Annotated in this window: 13 protein-coding genes; 7 read left to right on the forward strand and 6 right to left on the reverse strand. The window is 36.4% G+C overall.

From position 1 onward, the window contains the following. Nucleotides 1-133 precede the first annotated feature (133 nt). Nucleotides 134-847 (reverse strand): 3-keto-disaccharide hydrolase, encoded by a 714-nt coding sequence (locus ADICYQ_RS23080; protein ID WP_051160335.1) that lies wholly within the window; start codon nt 845-847, stop codon nt 134-136. Between the two features lie 135 nt (nt 848-982). Here ADICYQ_RS23080 and ADICYQ_RS27495 point away from each other — a divergent pair, with 135 nt between their 5' ends. Next, the gene (locus tag ADICYQ_RS27495; protein ID WP_020889293.1) at nt 983-1,147 is read left to right on the forward strand and encodes a hypothetical protein; all 165 of its coding nucleotides are present in this window, start codon (nt 983-985) and stop codon (nt 1,145-1,147) included. A gap of 57 nt (nt 1,148-1,204) precedes the next feature. Here the strand turns inward: ADICYQ_RS27495 and ADICYQ_RS23085 are convergent, their stop codons facing one another. Together ADICYQ_RS23085 and ADICYQ_RS23090 are read right to left on the reverse strand one after the other, a co-directional pair. Further along, nucleotides 1,205-2,095, reverse strand: coding sequence for an endonuclease/exonuclease/phosphatase family protein (locus ADICYQ_RS23085; RefSeq protein WP_020889294.1), 891 nt, complete (start codon nt 2,093-2,095; stop codon nt 1,205-1,207). A gap of 454 nt (nt 2,096-2,549) precedes the next feature. Further along, nucleotides 2,550-4,106, reverse strand: a complete 1,557-nt coding sequence (locus tag ADICYQ_RS23090; protein ID WP_040417849.1) for a neutral/alkaline non-lysosomal ceramidase N-terminal domain-containing protein — start codon at nt 4,104-4,106, stop codon at nt 2,550-2,552. A 407-nt stretch (nt 4,107-4,513) separates the two neighbouring features. Between ADICYQ_RS23090 and ADICYQ_RS23095 the strand changes: the two genes are divergently transcribed. Next, entirely contained in the window at nt 4,514-5,554 is a 1,041-nt protein-coding gene (locus ADICYQ_RS23095; RefSeq protein WP_020889296.1) for a carbon-nitrogen hydrolase family protein, read from the forward strand. Nucleotides 5,555-5,682: 128 nt separating this feature from the next. Here ADICYQ_RS23095 and ADICYQ_RS26390 read toward each other — a convergent pair whose 3' ends face one another. Further along, nucleotides 5,683-7,632, reverse strand: a complete 1,950-nt coding sequence (locus ADICYQ_RS26390) for a sensor histidine kinase (RefSeq protein WP_262485387.1) — start codon at nt 7,630-7,632, stop codon at nt 5,683-5,685. An 879-nt stretch (nt 7,633-8,511) separates the two neighbouring features. Here ADICYQ_RS26390 and ADICYQ_RS23105 point away from each other — a divergent pair. Next, nucleotides 8,512-9,543, forward strand: a complete 1,032-nt coding sequence (locus ADICYQ_RS23105) for a DUF4221 family protein (protein ID WP_020889299.1) — start codon at nt 8,512-8,514, stop codon at nt 9,541-9,543. Between the two features lie 123 nt (nt 9,544-9,666). Here the strand turns inward: ADICYQ_RS23105 and ADICYQ_RS23110 are convergent, their stop codons facing one another. After that, nucleotides 9,667-12,429 (reverse strand): outer membrane beta-barrel protein, encoded by a 2,763-nt coding sequence (locus ADICYQ_RS23110; protein WP_020889300.1) that lies wholly within the window; start codon nt 12,427-12,429, stop codon nt 9,667-9,669. Between the two features lie 709 nt (nt 12,430-13,138). On the opposite strand from ADICYQ_RS23110, the gene ADICYQ_RS23120 reads away from it, so the two are divergent. From ADICYQ_RS23120 to ADICYQ_RS23140, 4 genes are all read left to right on the forward strand, one after another. After that, nucleotides 13,139-14,092: an amidohydrolase family protein gene (locus ADICYQ_RS23120; RefSeq protein WP_020889302.1), complete on the forward strand. Its 954-nt coding sequence runs from the start codon at nt 13,139-13,141 to the stop codon at nt 14,090-14,092. Nucleotides 14,093-14,886: 794 nt separating this feature from the next. Then, on the forward strand, nt 14,887-15,240 hold the full coding sequence (locus ADICYQ_RS23125) for a hypothetical protein (protein WP_040417851.1): 354 nt from the start codon (nt 14,887-14,889) through the stop codon (nt 15,238-15,240). 463 nt (nt 15,241-15,703) lie between these two features. Then, complete coding sequence (locus ADICYQ_RS23130; protein WP_020889305.1) at nt 15,704-16,333, forward strand: ATP-binding cassette domain-containing protein; 630 nt, start codon at nt 15,704-15,706, stop codon at nt 16,331-16,333. Nucleotides 16,334-16,738: 405 nt separating this feature from the next. Continuing rightward, nucleotides 16,739-17,404, forward strand: a complete 666-nt coding sequence (locus ADICYQ_RS23140) for a hypothetical protein (protein WP_020889306.1) — start codon at nt 16,739-16,741, stop codon at nt 17,402-17,404. Nucleotides 17,405-17,670: 266 nt separating this feature from the next. Here ADICYQ_RS23140 and ADICYQ_RS23145 read toward each other — a convergent pair whose 3' ends face one another. Further along, nucleotides 17,671-18,222, reverse strand: coding sequence for a transposase (locus ADICYQ_RS23145; RefSeq protein WP_020889307.1), 552 nt, complete (start codon nt 18,220-18,222; stop codon nt 17,671-17,673). Between the last annotated feature and the right edge of the window lie 152 nt (nt 18,223-18,374).

Below are 18,374 nucleotides of genomic sequence, written 5' to 3' on the forward strand. Positions count from 1 at the left end.
TGCGCAGTATCGAATTCGTAACTGAGTGGTGCCAAAGTATACAGAATGTACTTGTAACAATTAAACCTAGAGAAGGCTTAATGTTATCAAACTGGTTGCGGATCGGAAGCCTAACTAAGGAAACAATTGCGGTTTATTGGTTTCCGCCCAGGTAAGGACTTCCATTTGATTTTACCAATGCTTCCATTAGTTCTGACTCGCTATATTCGCCTATTTCAATTTCCGGATTATGTATTAGTTTTATGGATTTGTATTTTACAAGTTGTGATGGCCCGGCGTGTACTTGTAATGCTATAAATCCGTCTAATTCTCCGTTGGGCTCTTGGTAGGCTACAGATAGGGTACCATTTATGGCTGTCCATATATTATTACCTACAGCGAGAATTTCATAAGAATTCCATTCATTCTTTTTAACTGCTGCTTCTCCTTTTCCTTCCCAGTGTAATTTTTCTCTACCACTTTCATGGTACAATCTCCCCCACACCCCTTCACCGATATCTGCTTGATACCCTAATGCTTCCTCGCCCATCTTTTGTGAACGAAATTGAATGCCTGCATTGGTGGTATTAGGAACCATTTTCACTAGAACTTTCAAATAAAAATCCTTCACTTTTTCTTCGTGCCATAGGAATTGATTATTGACTATTGAGTCTTTACCTTCCCCACCAACTATAGCACTATCCGAAACAGACCAATAACTCATGTCAGAAGAACTCCAACCGCTTAGGTCATGTCCATTAAACACGCTTACTACCCTCTGAGGATTATTTTGTGAACAAGAATTTAATACAAGTACAAATAGAAGAATGACTATTGGACTAAAAAAGCACTTTTTTAATAATTCCATATCAATGATTTGTTAAAATCCATTATTTCGGAATATACATAAAACAATTCAATAAAACATGAACAAAATTAGCTGATCATGCTCAAAAAAATAAGCGCAATTTACTGAGTGAAGTCAACTGGAATCGGAAGGTAATTGAACAAAGCCAAATGGTGGCTTAGTGGAGTCGAAGCCCAAGTCACACCTAAACCAGAAATCCAATATGGCGTTCCTAGTTACTATTCTCAAAAAAATAGTCAATGGAAAAACAAAAAAGTTGGTATTGTTGCTAAAAAAGGCAACAATACCAACTTGCATTAACTTCATCTCTTAATCTTCCAAAGTATTAAAACTCGGAATAATCCTTTCTAATTTTTACTATTTGATTAATTTAACCTTTGCCACTATTGGCCAATGGTCTGAAATAAATAGGTCCCCTTCAACAACCTTGTCCACTTGATGGGATTCTACTTCAAAATAATCGTTTACAAAAATATAGTCAATTGCATAGCCCTCCTTACTTTCCCAATCAGGCCTGAAACCGGTACTGGTTAACCCAGGTTCCGCAACAGGAGACTTAGAAATATAGGCCGAGTTCTCTAAGGAACTGAATTCTTTAAAGCTTTTTATTAAGTTTTCGTACAATGCATTACCCAAACTAGGGTGGTCTTTTCTAATATTAAAATCACCTGTTGCGACAACTGGAGCATCTCCGGCAATTTCCGAAATTTTCTTTGCCATTAATTCTGCACTTTTCATTCGGGCTTCCACACCTCTATGATCAAAATGGGTATTAAATGCATAAAATTTTTGTCCAGAAATTATGTCTTCAAATTGAGCCCAGGTAACTATTCTGGTAAGTGATGCATCCCAACTTTTACTACCAGGAATATCTGGGGTTTCTGATAACCAAAATTGAGAATGGTCGATTAGCTTAAACTTATTTTTATTATAAAATATGGGCGCATATTCTCCAGCGGTTTTATTGTCATTCCTTCCTGTACCTACAAAGGCATAATCAGAAAGCATTTCTTGAAGATCAAGTGTTTGGCTGTGAAGAACTTCTTGCATCCCTATTATGTCGGGTTTTTCTGAGGTTAAGTAAGATTTAACAATAGGGATTCGAGCTTGCCACCTATTGATTCCATCTTCAGGGTTATCATACCGGATATTGAAAGAAACAATTTTCATCGATAGCTCCTTAGAACTACAGGACAAAATAAAAACAATCGGCAAAAGCAACAATAAGGTTTTCAATAGGTTTTTCATTGGTGTTTATTAATTACATTCAAAGTAACAGTAAATTTCTAATTGGATAATAAGGGGAATGATTACATTTTTAAAATTAAAAATAAGTAGAGGTAAAATAACTACAGTAATGTTTTAAATTGGGCTATGCATATTTAAACAAATCGATAATATCCTTTATCAATACTAAATCATCCATGCATTGGGGTTCTGATTTTATTCTTTAAAGTTACAGAACTAAAATTAATTCAGCATTAAATTAATATTATGTAAAAACATCCTATAATAATAGCTGGTTTATCGGCTGAAATAAAGCAATTGTTGTCAGTCATTTCTTAATGAAACTGGGCATATAATATTCGTTAGCAAAAGCTAAATTACCCTAGTGAAAACATACTAATTTTAATCGTTTACACCTGAGTAATGGCATAAATCCACAATTATAGCCAATTGTTAATAGCTCTGTTCAATGCAATTAATCATAAAAAATATCGATTAAAAGCTTTTGAACCCCTTCAACCAAAAGCTCTCCACCACCAGGTGAAAAGCGGGCACTGTTTACTTCGTAACCACCCTCTAAAAAAGCCTTTCTATCCGGTACATAGCTAATGTTTCCATTTCCTGATTGCTCACAAACAATGGTATTGGTGAATGGTGATTTGAGCCTTATTGCCAAACTCAGTTCCACAAAGGCATCACCAGGAAATCCTACTAAAGCCAGTTCAGACCCAAATCCCATGACCTGTACTTCACTTAGAATGGCGTTCCCATCCTTCTTTAATGGCACTGTTGTGGTATACTGTTCTCTAGCGATTCTTTCCTTATTGACACTTTTTAAATCAATAATTCTCCATGCCTCCACTACGTCTCCGAAATTAGGTGGGGATGATTTACCAAACCTATCCAATATTCCCTCTGCCCAAATTACTTTCTGTTGGTCAATATTGGGTATGGGTATCGCTACTTCCATCCTAGCAACCTCAAGGGAATTGATTTCAAGCGGACGACGTGAGGACAGGGCTTTCATCACATCTGCTGCCAGAATAGTTCCAATCCTAGCTGACTCTTCATATTGCTCTAAGAAGGAATTGTTTTGTACGTCTATATGGTTTATGTTTCCTGAATTACCATTGGTATATACCGTTACCAATTCTTCTCCAAAGGACTTTTCCATCAGTTGGGAGACGACTCCAGGGAAATCAGCCGAAAATTGATTCCCTCCCACTATTGCCGGATGTAAGGCGAAATTCACCAATACTGCTAATGGCCTGTCATCCGTTGTCTCAAAAAGCACCACTGAGCCCAGAGGATCTACAGGCCCCATTGCGCGCTTGATGAGTGGGTTTAACCGCCCTGGATTTGTTCTAAAACTACCATCCTTCATTAAAAAGCGGCGGTTAAAATTTACTTTTTCTTCATAAAAACTCCCTATAGAGGCCTTTACGGGTTGTAGAGATGCCTCGGCCATTTGAATCGCTTTTAACAATTTCTCTGGAAGTTGTTTTAGGTACTCTAGACTCTTTTTTTCTGCTTCACCACCTATGTTTTTTAAAAATCGTGGATTCATTTGTGGTCCAGCATGGCAATGGGTAGCTGTCAGAATAAGGTTTTCAACCGGAATTTCTGTTTGGGTGGCTATTAATTCTCTGGTTTCAGCCACTAATCCATAAGGTAGGCTAATTAGATCCAAAGCAATAAATGCTGCCTTAACCCCGTCTACATCAAAAACCAAAGCTTTAGCAAAAAGATCATCATGGATTCCTTCTGATATATTCATCCCGTAGGAATTCCCCATGACACTGCCGATAGGAGGAGTTATCTTCAAAGATGCAGCGCCTACTTGTAAAGGAAATTCGGCTTCCAATGACTTTTGCTGGGTGACAGTAAAACCTTGCACTGAAAAACTACTTAGAAGAAACACAAAAGAGCAGAAATACTGCTTGCCGAAATGATTTATCTCGAAGGATAAAAAAGCCAATAATTTTCTGGAAAAGCATGTAAAACTCAATTTGTCAAAGATCAATTTATGCATGCCTTAAATAATTAAAGTTTTGATTTATGAAAGATTTCTAAAAGTTGAAGGAGAACTGATTCCTTAGAATTAACAATTCCATCCATCGATCCCCAATTAATAATTGGAATATACATTAAAATCACTAATAATCAATGGCTAAATTCATGGAAGTAAAACACCCTCATTTGGGAAGTTTAGTTGGATTTTAATCGGTAATGGAATTACAAACTCCAAAATAAAGGAAGCTGTATTCATAACTTACACCTAAATTAGGCAACGGAGCCAAAACCAAGGAACAAATCCCTAGGAAGGTGTACTTAATTAGGAAAAACTTTGTCCATTTCTATTAAGATTTAGAAAGCTTTGGTAAATTCCCTTCTCATATATGAATTCTAAAATCCGAGGCTAAACTACTCGCCAATTCCATGGATAAAAATGCTAATCCCCGTAGAAAATTTTTGAAGTCTGCAGCCTTGACTTCTGGCCTCAGCTCTATGGGTATATTGTCAGTTAATAGTCACCCCCTTCCCGACTCAGCCGTTCCAAAAAAACTACCACGTGAAGTTTGGGTCGCTGGCATCTCTCAAGAGGGTGTTTATGCGGATAAAGCTGAAGACATGTTGGACCGGATTTTCTCCCTAATGGACAAGGTGTTGGTGAACCAACCAGACATTATTTGTTTGCCCGAGGTTTTCCATACTGCCAACGTAACTAAAAAGTATACCCTAGCAGAAAAGTTAGCCTTTTCCAATACCGTACTAAGTAAAATGGCTGATTTCGCCAAATTGAACAACTGTTACTTGGTAGTTGCTGTAAATACGGAGGAAAAAGGTAAGATTTTTAATTCTGCCGTTTTATTGGACAGAGAAGGGGCTCGCGTTGGGGAGTACCGGAAAATTCACTTGACTGAAGATGAAATTAATAATGGACTTACCCCCGGTCCACTTGATGCTCCCGTGTTCCAGACGGATTTTGGAAAAGTTGGGATACAAATTTGCTTTGATGTAATGTGGGAAGATGGCTGGCAAAAACTGAAGGACAAACAAGCTGAAATTGTGTTTTGGCCATCCGCCTATGGAGGTGGTCAGAGTCTACAAGCAAAAGCTTTACAACACCGGTACGTCTTAGCCACTAGCACAAGAAAAGGAAGCGCCAAACTCTGGGACATTACGGGCCATGAATTGGCAAAAACCGGTTTCTGGGAGAAAAATTACTATTGTGCCCCTGTCAACTTAGAAAAAGCATTTTTACATACCTGGCCTTTTGTGAGGCACTTTGATAAAATCAAAGAAAAGTATGGACGAAAAATTCGGATCACCAATTTTCATGAGGAAGAGTGGTCTGTCATTGAGAGTCTTTCCCCAGAAGTCCTCATTTCAGCTATTCTGAAAGAGTTTAACCTAAAAACCTATGATCAACATAGGCATGATTCCGAAATGGCTCAAATCAAAGCCAGAAATACTTAATAATGGAAATTAAACCTAGGAGGAGAGTTTAGATGTCATCGGATGGTGGCTGAGCGGAGTCGAAGCCAAAGTGGTTTAATAACAGAAAAAACGCTCCCCTATTGGCCAGAAGCATTTCTTGAAATATTTTAGGATGGACTCTTTAAATTAAGTTCTAAGTTTTCATTGTTGGGCAGTGTAAAATAAAAAGTAGACCCTTTAAATCGTTCACTTTCCACCCAAATACTCCCCCCATGTTTTTCCACGAACTCTTTGCAGAGAATGAGGCCAAGACCAGTCCCTGTTTCATTGTTTGTGTCAGGAGTTGACACGCTTGAATCAATTCGAAATAATTTTTCAAGTCTATCAGTTGCTATTCCTACGCCTTCATCTTTCACGGTAACAAGAATATTTTCCCCATTTGTCTTTGCCGCAATCAAAACCCCTTTGCCTTCTTTGGTAAATTTAATTGCATTAGAAATCAAATTCCTGATAACAGTACTGATCATTTGCCTGTCAACAAAAACCTTCAATTCATCAGGCAAATCTATTTTGAGAGAGATTGATTTATGCTTAGAATTGGCATCAAAAAGCAGTTTATTTTCCTCAATCAGATCAACAAGATCAACTTCTTCAGGATTAAAGGTATCCCTTCCCGTTTGTGAACGCGCCCATTCTAACAGGTTTACTAATAAGTTCATTGCTTTCTGCGTCGACGTCTTAATATATCCTGCATATTCTTCTATCCCATCGTAGTCTTTTTCATTAATTTGTTCAATAAGCAATTGACTCAGTCCCATGATTGAGTTAAATGGGTTTTTAAGATCATGGGCAATAATCGAGAAGAATTTGTCTTTCTGGGCATTAAGGTCACGTAATTTCAATTCATTCTGCCGAACTGCTTCCGCCGCATTGTATCGTTCAGTTATGTCTTGAGTTACCCCAAACCATCGAATATCTCCATTTTCATAGCCTATCGGAATAGATTCAATCCTAAGCCAACGCAGTTCACCTTTTATGATAAATCGTCCTACCCAGCCAAAAGGTTTATGGTCACGTGCTGCTTCCTTATTTGCTGATATAAAGTGGTCTATGTCATCTTTATGAATTTTTTTATTCACATGAGCCACATCATCCATTACCTGGTCTGGACTGATATCGTGAATTTCACGCCATCGATCACTGACATATTCAAATTCCATGTGTAAATTTGCTCGAATCCAAAAAATATAGACGCCTACGGGAACCAAGGATACCAACCTATCAAAGCGTTCTAAACTTGAAGTAAGTGCCTGTTCAGAAAGTTTGCGCTCTGTAATGTTGCGGGTCCTGCAATACATTTCTAAATGCCCGGTTACTCTGCTTTTGACGAACCTACTTGTCATCTCCACCCAAACCGTAGTATTGTCTTTGCGTAAGAGCTCAATTTCTGTTTGATAATGATTGTCCTTTTCTGAGCCATTTTTATTGAAATTAACTATCGCTTTATTAACCTGATCATGGACAAACGAGAAGGTTGCTGAGGTAAACAAATTAGCGATGGGTTTCGATAAAATTTCTTCGGGTGCATAGCCCAAAAGTTGAATTATCGATGGACTCACATAGTCAATTAGCAATGTTTGGGTATCAATGCTCCATACTACTTCTTTCATGTTTTCGGTAAGGGTATGATACCTCCCTTGATTTTCAAGAAGTTCAATTTCAGCAATTTTACGTTGGGTTATTTCGCGTGAAACACCTATATAACCGATCTTTTCTCCTTGATCATTGAAACAAGCATTAATAGCTATTTCCACCCAAATGATATGCCCACTCTTATGGTTCTGTTTCACTTCTACAGTAACAGATCCATAACTCTTGTTTTTCACCTCATTCTTCAACTTCGCTATCGCCTCATAAAAATCTTCCTGAGAATCGAGAGATATGGTATCTTGAATTTTTTCATCCACTGCCTCTTCAGGCAATAGTCCTCGTAATTTACTTATGGATGGGCTAACATAAGTATAGCGGTAATTATTGTCCAGGGTCCAAATCACATCAGCGCTATTTTGCACCATCAAACGAAAGCTGTTTTCCTCTAAACCTTTTTCCTTAGGTATTCCGTTATTGTTTTCTTTCTAAAGAAATCCTTAATGCATCATTTGTCTTCTCTAATTTTTGAAGCTCCTTTATGAGTTCTTCTTTGGTTTTGTCTTTATAATTCAAAGTGATGCTTGTTATTTATGATGAGTTGCTTTCTTCTTTCCGAGGCAATTTTAAAAATGATTTTCCATCTAAAATTGTGTAATTCAACTGCCTCAAACCTATAACTTCCTTACCCAGTAAAGAATTAGTTAAAAGAATTTAAGTTATTTGAGAATATCATTAAGCTGTAACCTAAAGATAAACTGAGAAAGTATTTGAACCATTTACTCATTTAAAGTGACCAAATAGTTAGTATTATTCCATTAAAATACAAAATTAAGCTTTACCATGAGGTTTTTTCATGACGAAAATCAGTAATAACTAAAATTATTTGTTATTGTCTGGAAATGCAAAGATTAGAATGGTAAATAATTAGACGTTCAAATCTTTACCTCACAAAAATTGATTGATCCAAATGAAATCCGCTTTTAGCATTATAAAGGTAAATACATATATTTGTTATGTCTCCAAAAAACAACAATGGCTTGAGCTTTGGTAATAAAATTTTTCTTAGACAATTCGTTTGTCCCCACCGCAAAAAAACAAAAGATAAACTTTTAGAATTTATCTTATTCCTTAAGGAATTTTGTATTCCATTTGAAAAATTACAAAAACTAAATTAGACGGTTTGAGTAGGATTATTTATCTTCCTACCCTATTCACTTAAAACACTTTGGTATGCGTTTATTATTTGTTGGGATTGCTTTTGCCACTTTTTTCAGCTCCTGCAGCAAGAAAACCGAAAAGAAAATGAATTTTCAGATCAGCTTAGCTTTTCTCTGGACACAGTTTATGTGGATCCAGGAGATGAAATTCTTTACCTACAAGACAATCTGTACTATTCAGACCTTTCAGCAGACAAGAGTTACCTAATCAATTTCAATCCTAAGAATGTTATTGCAGAGCGCATCAATCTTGATGAATTAAAACTTGACAAAAAGATACCCTTTGAAAAAGAAGGGCCAAACAAAATACCAATTTATTTTACAGGATTCAGCATAAACAAAGAGGAACAGCTATTGGTATGGTCGTATCAATTTTATTCTATTTTTGATCAAGAAGCCAAAAAAGTAAAAGTCCTTGGACTAGAAGAAATAGCTGTTGATTATCTCAGCGATTTTGAAATACATCCGAAAACCTTTTTTGAAATCCCTGAACAGCCTGACCGGATATTGGGGGTTTGTATGCAATGGAATGACAACACTTATTTTATTTTAGATTTTGATCTGAAAAGCCTGGTTTATAAAAAAATAGACCTTCCTGAATTGAATAAATTCGATGAATACCATACAGAAATTATTGATGGTGGACAGAATACGGGAGGCTATGGCGTAAGCGTCTCCGCCATCGCCACACCTTGGAAAATCATTCTGACCAACAACTCTTTTAATGAGGTGCTTGTATATGATTTAAAAAAGGACAGCACCTATGTAAAAAGCTGGGATACAACACTATTAGGTTACCGAAAAAAATACACGCCCCAAAAAAGGGTAGAACATGGTTCTGAGGAAATGAATGAAGTTTTCAAAAAATTGAATAAGGAAATTAGTTACGGAAAGCTAATTTGGGATGAAAGCAAAAAGCGATTTTATCGGTTTTCTTCAAGTCAAAAATTTGGGGAGGAAGGAACCGACTACGACAAATACATTGCCACCGGAGCAGATGTTTACCTTAGTATTTTTGATGAAAACCTGAATATACTGGCCGAATCATTGGTTCCTCAATTAAATGCCCCGCCAAAAAAACATTTTGTCAAAGGTGGGAAGATCTGGATATTTGAAAACATAGAAGATGAAATGGCATTTGTTCGGATAGGAATAGAATAAGATTAAAATAATTCAAATTAACATGGCTTGATCAGAAACATTGCAACAAAATAATAGCACAAGCTAAAACGCTATCTGAGCGAAACCTCAGATAGCGAATTGGAAAATAACACTTGTGTTGGGTTAAGGCATAGCTCCTTGTCCAAAACTTCTTAAATTATAAGTCAATGACAACATGAAAAATTGTTGCAATACCTGGGTTCTCTCATTTTCAATGTAGACGTCGGTAACATTCCTGTTGATACTCGTGTTTTGGTTTAACAAATCAAAAACTGTCATTTTCAATTCGAACTTCTGACTAGGTGGGAACCTGTAACCCAAATCAGCATTCATCAACCAAACTGATTGGTCAAAATCCTCTCCCAAGCCAGTATACCACTGGTTGTTTACATTGGTGCTAACAAAAAATCCCCAAGCAAAATTCCAGTATAAATCCAGACTTGTACTTTGCGTATAATAGTTGTTATCCAGGCTTTCCTGCAAGCTACTTCTCACAATATTGTAATTCCCTCTGGTAGAAATATTAAAATCTAAATCTTCTCCTAAATTACTACTAATACCAACTCCCGGTCCCAGACCAATATTTCTATTAAAATTGGTCTGCCCGTTAATTATTCCTGGTTGATTGCTGAAGTTTGCCCTGGCACTCAGATCAAGGTTACTTTTAATGAATTTCAGAGGAAATCCAAAAGAAAAATAACTGCGAAGGTCCCAATATTTATCAAGGTTTTCAGGTCTACTCAACTGCCCACCTTGCCTTAGCAACACATCCCCTTGAATTAAGGTATCCTTAGTGGCAATATAAGTTGCATTTCCCAGGTAGTTAGACCTCACTGATCCCCCCATGTACATAAAAAATGACTTGGACGTTTCTGGATCTACATTTCTAATCCTGGTATACAGTCTATGTTCATACTCTTGCTCAAGTTCTGGATTACCAATTGATATTTGAATGGGGTTACTGTTGTCTATTACATCTTGTAGCTGTCTTACTGAAGGCGCATCAGTATCACCCCGATAGTACACTCTAATATTGGTATTTTCATTCATGTCATACATGAAAACCATTCTAGGGACAAAATTTTTAAAGGTCCTATTGGTGTTTTCAAATCCAGGAAATAAACGATCACTGTCTAAAATGGATACCTGGTAATCAAATGAAGAATAAACCCTGATTTTATCTTTGTTGTAACTGTACCCTAATCCTACTTCATGCTGTAAATAAGTGTTTTCAAATTCATTGGTTAAGGTGGAATCTAATTCAAATAGATTGGACTCCATTTCTCTTTGTGCTACCTCCTGTTTCGTTGTTCCAATATCATTTCCAACCTCATATTCGACTCTTAACTGAGAATAATCCCCAATAGGCTCAGTATATTCAACTTCTAATTCGTAATTGAAAGAATTTGCGCTGCTTAAGGAATTTTGGATTAAACTGTCCAAATTATTTGTCTGGAAATCCCGGTTTACAGACACCAATCTGGAATCACTATTGGAATCGCTCAAACGAGTATCGAACTGAGTAGACAGCGTTCTCCCCTCTTTATTGAATTTGTACCGGTAAATGAAGTCATTTAAAAAGCTGAAAGACTCATTTGTTGAGTTGGTGATATTTTGCGTATCATTAATCGGGGTATTCTGGCTAAAAAGGTTTTGAGCATTTAACCTGCTATTGGCCGATCCCTTTTCATACCTCAATCTAGGCCTCCAAATGATAGCATGTTTGTCAGCTATATCATAATCAAGCCTTAGATCTAAACGATGGTTTTGGTTATAATTTTCGTCATTTCTAATTTCATCATAAAATTGTAGACTGTCACTTGAGAGTATGTATTCACGTGATGAATTTTGATTAAGAAAATTGGTGCTTTCATTGAAAAAATAACTCCCTGTAATTTTCGCTTTACCCTCGTCAAACTTATCGGTGAAGTTAATTCCCACAGCATTGGTATTGGTCACGCCTGGTTGTTCACCTGTGGTAAGGGGATTGCTATTCCTTCCTCTTCCGCCTCTTCTATCGTCCCCTCCACCAAATGCACCTGTGAGGTCATCGGCTGAGAAATTTTGCTGATTGATATTGTTGCTTAGCCCCAAAATGGTCAGTCGCTGCGCACCATTAAAAAAATTAACACTCCCTCCTACCAAATAATTATTATCTGAACCATAGCCCGCAAACATTCTTCCAAATTCCCCTCCTCGTTTTTCTTTTTTGGTGATGATATTGATGGTTTTTATGGTTTCGCCATCATCAAAGCCTGTCAATTGGGCCTGAACACTAAGTTGATCTAAAAATTCTATTCTATCGATGATTTCAACAGGAAGGTTTTGCATGGCCATGGCTGGATCATCTCCAAAGAAAGGTTCCCCATCTACTAAGACCTGCCCAACTGTTTCCCCCTGGACTTCAATTGTATTCCCCTGCATTACTACACCTGGCATTTTCCGAATCAACTCCCCTGCACTTGCCTGAGGCCTGGTTTTAAATGCACTTGCATTTAAAGAAACAGTATCTCCTTTCATTTCCCCTGCTAGTGTAGCTGCTTCTATTTCATAAGCCTCCAACAAACTACCCTCTTCCACCATATCAAATGTCCCTAAATCGCTACCTGAAGGTGTCGCTATTGCCTTTTCAAAATCTTCAAATCCAATAAAGCTGATAGTTAGCACAAAGGATGAAACCTTGGGTTTAGCAAACTGAAATTGGCCTTTTTCATCTGTAAAAGTATTGGCCAAAGTGTCTCCTGCTGTATTTTTCACGAAAACATAAGCCCCAGGTAATGTCTCACTCGTCTCTTTATCCTGCACTTTCCCCCTAAGATTACTTTGTGACCTTAAATTTCCGTGTATAAAGAAAAGAATAAAAATAAATAATACAATTTTATTCATAATAACTTAGAATTAGTTGTAATAATCTATGTTTAAATCTAAAGGTTGGTATACAAACATACAAAAATCAACATAATTTTTAGTTAATTTTATATAAGTGGGATTGTAATTGATTAAACGGGAAATGGCCCTTATAAGATTAAAATTTCCGGTAAAATCAATGGTTAATTTTGATTTTTTAAAAAATACACTCTTTCCAATATTATTTTGACTCAAAAAAACCAGATGTCTAATTTTAGAATGATTGTGGAATTTGTAAGGGATAAGAAGAGGTAATTGCGAAATAAAACTAGATGGAGATTAGAAACATTTTCCACATCGAAACGTCGCCTTAGCGGAGATCAGAATCCATGATATATAGAAACAGAGGCTGGGAGCAGGTCGAAAATCATGATATAGAAACGTGATTGAGAGGAGATCGGAAACTATCATTTGAAGACACGGGGGCTGAGCGGAGCCGAAACCTTAGTTTCTGCATCCTAATTTGTTAACCATAAATATACTATTGCAAATTACCCCAAAACAGGAACGTTAGGTTCCAGAAACGGTACAAAAACCCAGTAGTAGGATTATTTAACCACAACAAAACACTTTTTATACAAACACTTCAAATATACCAGTATAAAAACAACCGTCTTATCTCGATTTCTTTGCATTTATGTAAAAATGTCCTTTAATTCAATATTGATTTACACTGACACTATCAACTATGCAAAGAAGGGATTTGATTAAAAAGCTTGCGCTTTTGCCATTAATGGGAAGCCTGGGATTTAAAGAAACGCTATTAACTTCAAATCTGGATAAAGCGCAAAAAAGTCGTTTAATCATCGATACCCATGTAGAAACCTGGAATTTTGATGATCGATTCCCCTTTAAGCATCCTGAAAACCCCAACTTAAAAGTGTCCATAGAGGCACCTATAGAAAATCAGATCAAACAAATGGCGGACTTTGGGCTTCGGTATGGCGTTTTAATAAATCCTCGTTATTATGGCTGGGACAATTCCTATATGGCCAACTGTCTGAAAACCTATCCCAACCATTTTGTAGCGCATGGTTTACTTAATCCCGAAGACCCTAAAATTGTTGATAACTTAAAGTATTGGGTAAAGGAACATGGATTTCAGGGAATGCGGTTCAGTCCCATATATGATCCAAAATCAACCTGGCTGAATTCACCGGAGCATTATCCATTATGGAAAGAAGCAGAAAAATTGGGTGTGGTATTCAACTACTACATTCTGCCACATCAAATGCCAATGTTGGAAGACATGGCAGAAAGATTTCCCGGGGTAAAAATCGTAATTGATCATGCTGGAAAACCAGACTTGAAAGCTGCGGATTGTTGGGAAGAGTTTAGAAAGATGTTCCGTTTAAAACGATTCCCTCAGGTTTGGATAAGTAATTCTGAACCCTATGAGATGTCTGAAATCAAAAAATACCCTTATGAGGATACCTTACCCTTTTACAAGGCCATTTATGAGGAATTCGGTCCAGAACAACTTATTTGGGGCACAGGCTATCCCTTTCCACGATGGGAATTACCTATGGATCAAGAATTGGAATTTGTAGACAAATACTGCTCCTTTTACACGGAACATGACAGAGAATTACTTCTTGGGAAAAATGCCCTGAAAATATGGAAATTTCCAAATAGGGCTTGATGCAGCACAAAGCAATAGTGAATACTTAATGTCTTCTTCAATGTTTATCATTTCAGATTAAATCGGATTTTCTCGCAGAGTTCATGATGCTTTATTTACTCCTTCTTTTGGAAAATTGGTTGTATTCTACACACTAAGTGTAATTAGCGGCCTGGGCCAACCTTGCTTATATGATCTAATCTTCTTACCGGTGACTGAGCCAAGCTGAAGTAAGTAGAGTCAAAGCCCTAGTCCACGGATTATGAACAATCACCATTGGTATTGGAATGGCAAATTACACCTGGATGGGGCCATTGATGTAAAACGAAACAGTGGCTGAGCGGAGCTGAAGCCTTAGCTTCCAAATGTTAAATCGTTTTACTATTTAACATTTAACTACAAAACGAATACAACATAAATAAATCATTGCAAGTCACACTAAGGAAGGGGGGCATGAAATTGCCTTTTTTCACCTGGTTTTACAATAAGGTTAAATAAACCCTATACAATTAAGATGACGAAGTAGAAACAAAGACTGAATACCGCAAACCAAAAATATAACTTTAATAAAATCAAATACACATTTAAATAAAAAAACCACCAAAATATAAAAATAATATAACAAATCGAATGTACAATATTGATTAAATATCAATTAATAAATAGACTTCCTCACTTTCATGTATCACCTGTCACAAATATTAAAAACCGTTCCTATCATTAATTTATTTTCACAAACACTTAACTTGAGCTTTTAAATTACAATTACTAATTTAGTAAGATCAAAAAAATAATACACCCTTAAATTTAATGAAATGAATAATTTTAAGAAAATGTTTTATCTTTCAGCTTTAATACTTACGTCTTCCATATATCTATCGGGATGTGGGTCTAGCGATGATGATGAACCTTCAGGATGTAACAGTCTTAACTGGTCAACTGAACTTAGTACTGAAATTACGGCCTTAACAACAGCTTTTACCACCTTTGGGCAAAACCCAACCCAAGCCAATTGTAACAACTACCGACAATCCATTGTTAATTATATAAATGCATTGCGACCCTATGGGAATTGTCAGGCCTTGTCAGGCCAATCAAAAGATGAATGGCAAAAACTAATAGATGATTATGAAGATAATTTAGGAGCTATGGATTGCTCAGAAATTTAACAAAGTAAGATTCATTACTTGACATAAAGGATTTGATCTAAAAGAAATATACCACTTCTGGTTTAATACTTTAGGATCGAATCCTTTTATATTTATTTTTGACCTATAACCATTAAAATTTCATTGGTTTTAAATTCTCCAAATGATATCATTCTATAAACTCTGGAGTAATTAAAAAATTTACAGTCATTTAATATGGTATGTTTTGCATTCAAATAATCAATAGAGGAAGGAAATTTAACCTGAATCATTATCTACAAATATAAAGCATACCTATAAATTTGATTATTTTATGAAATTTCCAATTTTATTTATTGGTTGTATTTTTATTAAATAACTTTTTACCATTGTTTTAACCCTAACAGGACACATGAGTTATTATACGCTATAACCCCTTTTCATTTTTAACCATTCTGAACTCCTGCAGTAAGCCAATTTAAAGGTTTTTAATTACCTTCATTAAATGCTAGTGGTTCAAAATTTCCTTAAAAAATACCCAACAGGATTTCAGTTAGAAATTGATTCCTTTAAACTGAAAAAAGGTATCCATATGATTCAGGGTGAAAATGGCGCAGGCAAATCTACCCTTTTTAAAGCAATAGCAGGTTTACATACCTTTGAGGGAAAAATACTTTTAGAGCATTTAGATCTTAAAAAAGCCCCCTTAAAATTTAGAAAAAAAGTGAATTATGCCGAGGCTGAACCGGTTTATCCGGAATTTCTGAATTTAAATGAACTCATCCTATTTGTTGCCAAAGCAAAAGGAGCCTCAAGGGATCAAATTGAACATTTGAAATCGGTCTTTGGCGTAACTGACTTTATGGCAACCCCTGTTGCAACCTATTCATCTGGGATGCTTAAAAAGGCGTCTTTACTGTTGGCATTTCTAGGCAATCCAAAATTGATCATCCTAGATGAACCATTCACTACCATTGATAGGGCCTCTCAGGAGAATCTAATTGATCTGATAAAGTTTCAAATGTCAGTGGGGGTTAATTTTTTGATCTCCTCCCACCAAACCGAATTCATAAATAGGGTTCCTTTCGACTCTGTGCATACCATTTCTAATGGAAGGATTCATGAGCAACTATGAAATATATATTTATAAAGGCTTTTGTCACCCCATTTTACAAGGCTTTTTTTGGTTTCTTTGTTGTAGTCTTTATTGTTTTGGGGCTTTTAATGGAAGCTCCCCAGCATGTCAAGATTGGTGAAAGGATCTTACAACATCCCATTGCTTTCGCTACCTTGCTTTTGCTATTTCTAAGTTATGGCTGGCTCCAATACCGCTTCCATATTAAATTAATCCAAGAACCTAAATACCAAGTATTTCATCAATTGGCACTTTTTAATGCCAAAGATTTTTCCAGGTATCATTTGTTAGTCTGGGTGTATAACCACTTGTTACTGCTTTTTTATGCCTCCTTTTTAACTTATTTGTCATTAGAAAACGGGTACTGGTTTCAACCATTAATCCTCTGGTTTTTTGCTAGGTGTTATGTTTTTCGCCCATAAGGACTTATTGTTTTCCATGCTTTCGCGGGCATTACCTGATCAAAAATTCATTCAATTAAAGCCTTTTGGATTAAAATCCATCCCTCTAAAGAGAGCCTACTGGTTGATCGTACATCTAAAGGAAAACAGACCTCTTCTCCTGTTGGCATCCAAGATCTTCCTATTGATTTTACTTCAACTGTTCTTTTATTCCTATACAACAGATACCTATGACGAAAGGTGGTTACAATTTGGGATGCTCTGTGCTGTATTTATCAACTTCCCCATTTGGTTGGAGAAAAAAGAATTTGAACAAGGTAAATTAGGCTATTTTCTTAATCTACCTCGTCCTTTCCTTAGAAAGGCCTGGCTTCACTTTTACAGTACCCTTCAAATCCTCGCCCCTGAACTTTTGTATTTGTTGATTCATTTTCCAGACCTTTCAGATGTTAGGCAGGTTCTTTCATTGTTACTACTGCTCATATCCTTGAACCTCGGCTTATATGCATTGATCAATGCTACAAAAGCAAGTGCTTACTTGCCCAGAAATGCCGTCATAAGTTTCTTTTCACTTTTTTTTCTGATCATTTTCGGTTTTCCTGTACTGCTAATTTCAGGCCTAGGATTGGCCGCTTTCCTAGTATCCATTCGTTCCAATTATAACCAATGATCATTAATGGCGGAGCAGAAATCAAAAGGTGACTGAGCGGAGTCGAAGTCAGCAGAGCCAAACAGCTATATTAGGAATTTCAGTCGGATGGTCATGGGTAATGGAATTGCAAATTCCAAAAGATAAGAAGGTGTAATTACAAATTACACCTGGATGGGCGAAACAGAAACGGTGGCTGAGCGGAGCCGAAGCCTTAGTTACCGCATCGTAACTGGTTACCCATAAATATAGAATTGCAAATTATCCCTAGACAGGAATTTCCGTGTTCATTTCAAATAAAATTTATCACCCGTCCATTTGACTGGGTTATTTTTAATGTATTCAGATATATTTTGAAATGCTTTTTCATCGCGGATGATGTGTTCATAATAATTGCGTTGCCATAATTTTCCCTTAAACCCCAACAAACCAATTTGTCTGGTAACAGATGATTTATATCCTCGGACCATTGCCCCAATATTATTTGATGGTGATTGTAGGGGTGTTTTCAAAACACCCCTACAATCATTCAATTCTTTGGGTTCGGGCGAATGCGATTCGCCCGTAACGAATATTTCGATGATGCCGTGGATGTGGTTTGGCATAATTACAAATTCTCCCAATTCGACATTTGGGCGAATTTTGGGTGTATTTAACCATTCATTATGTGCGATTTTACCATATTCATTCAATTTCATTTTGCCATTTTCAACCTCTCCAAAACGACAAATCCTGTCCTGACAACAAATTGTGATAAAATACAATCCTGCTTGCCCATAATCGTATCCCTTCAACCGGATAGACCTACGATGGTGGATATTTGGGTTGTATTTACTCATGAAAATCAAATATTATCCAAACTACAAATTATTTTCAAAAAAATCTCAACCCCAACAAACCAAAAAAACTTCACCACAAAGAGATAATCCCTCTGTGATGAAGTCCTTTTAACCATTAATAAATGGCCTAATATTTAAATCTAAAAAGCCAA

The sequence above is a fragment of the Cyclobacterium qasimii M12-11B genome (genome assembly GCF_000427295.1).
Lineage (GTDB): Bacteria > Bacteroidota > Bacteroidia > Cytophagales > Cyclobacteriaceae > Cyclobacterium > Cyclobacterium qasimii.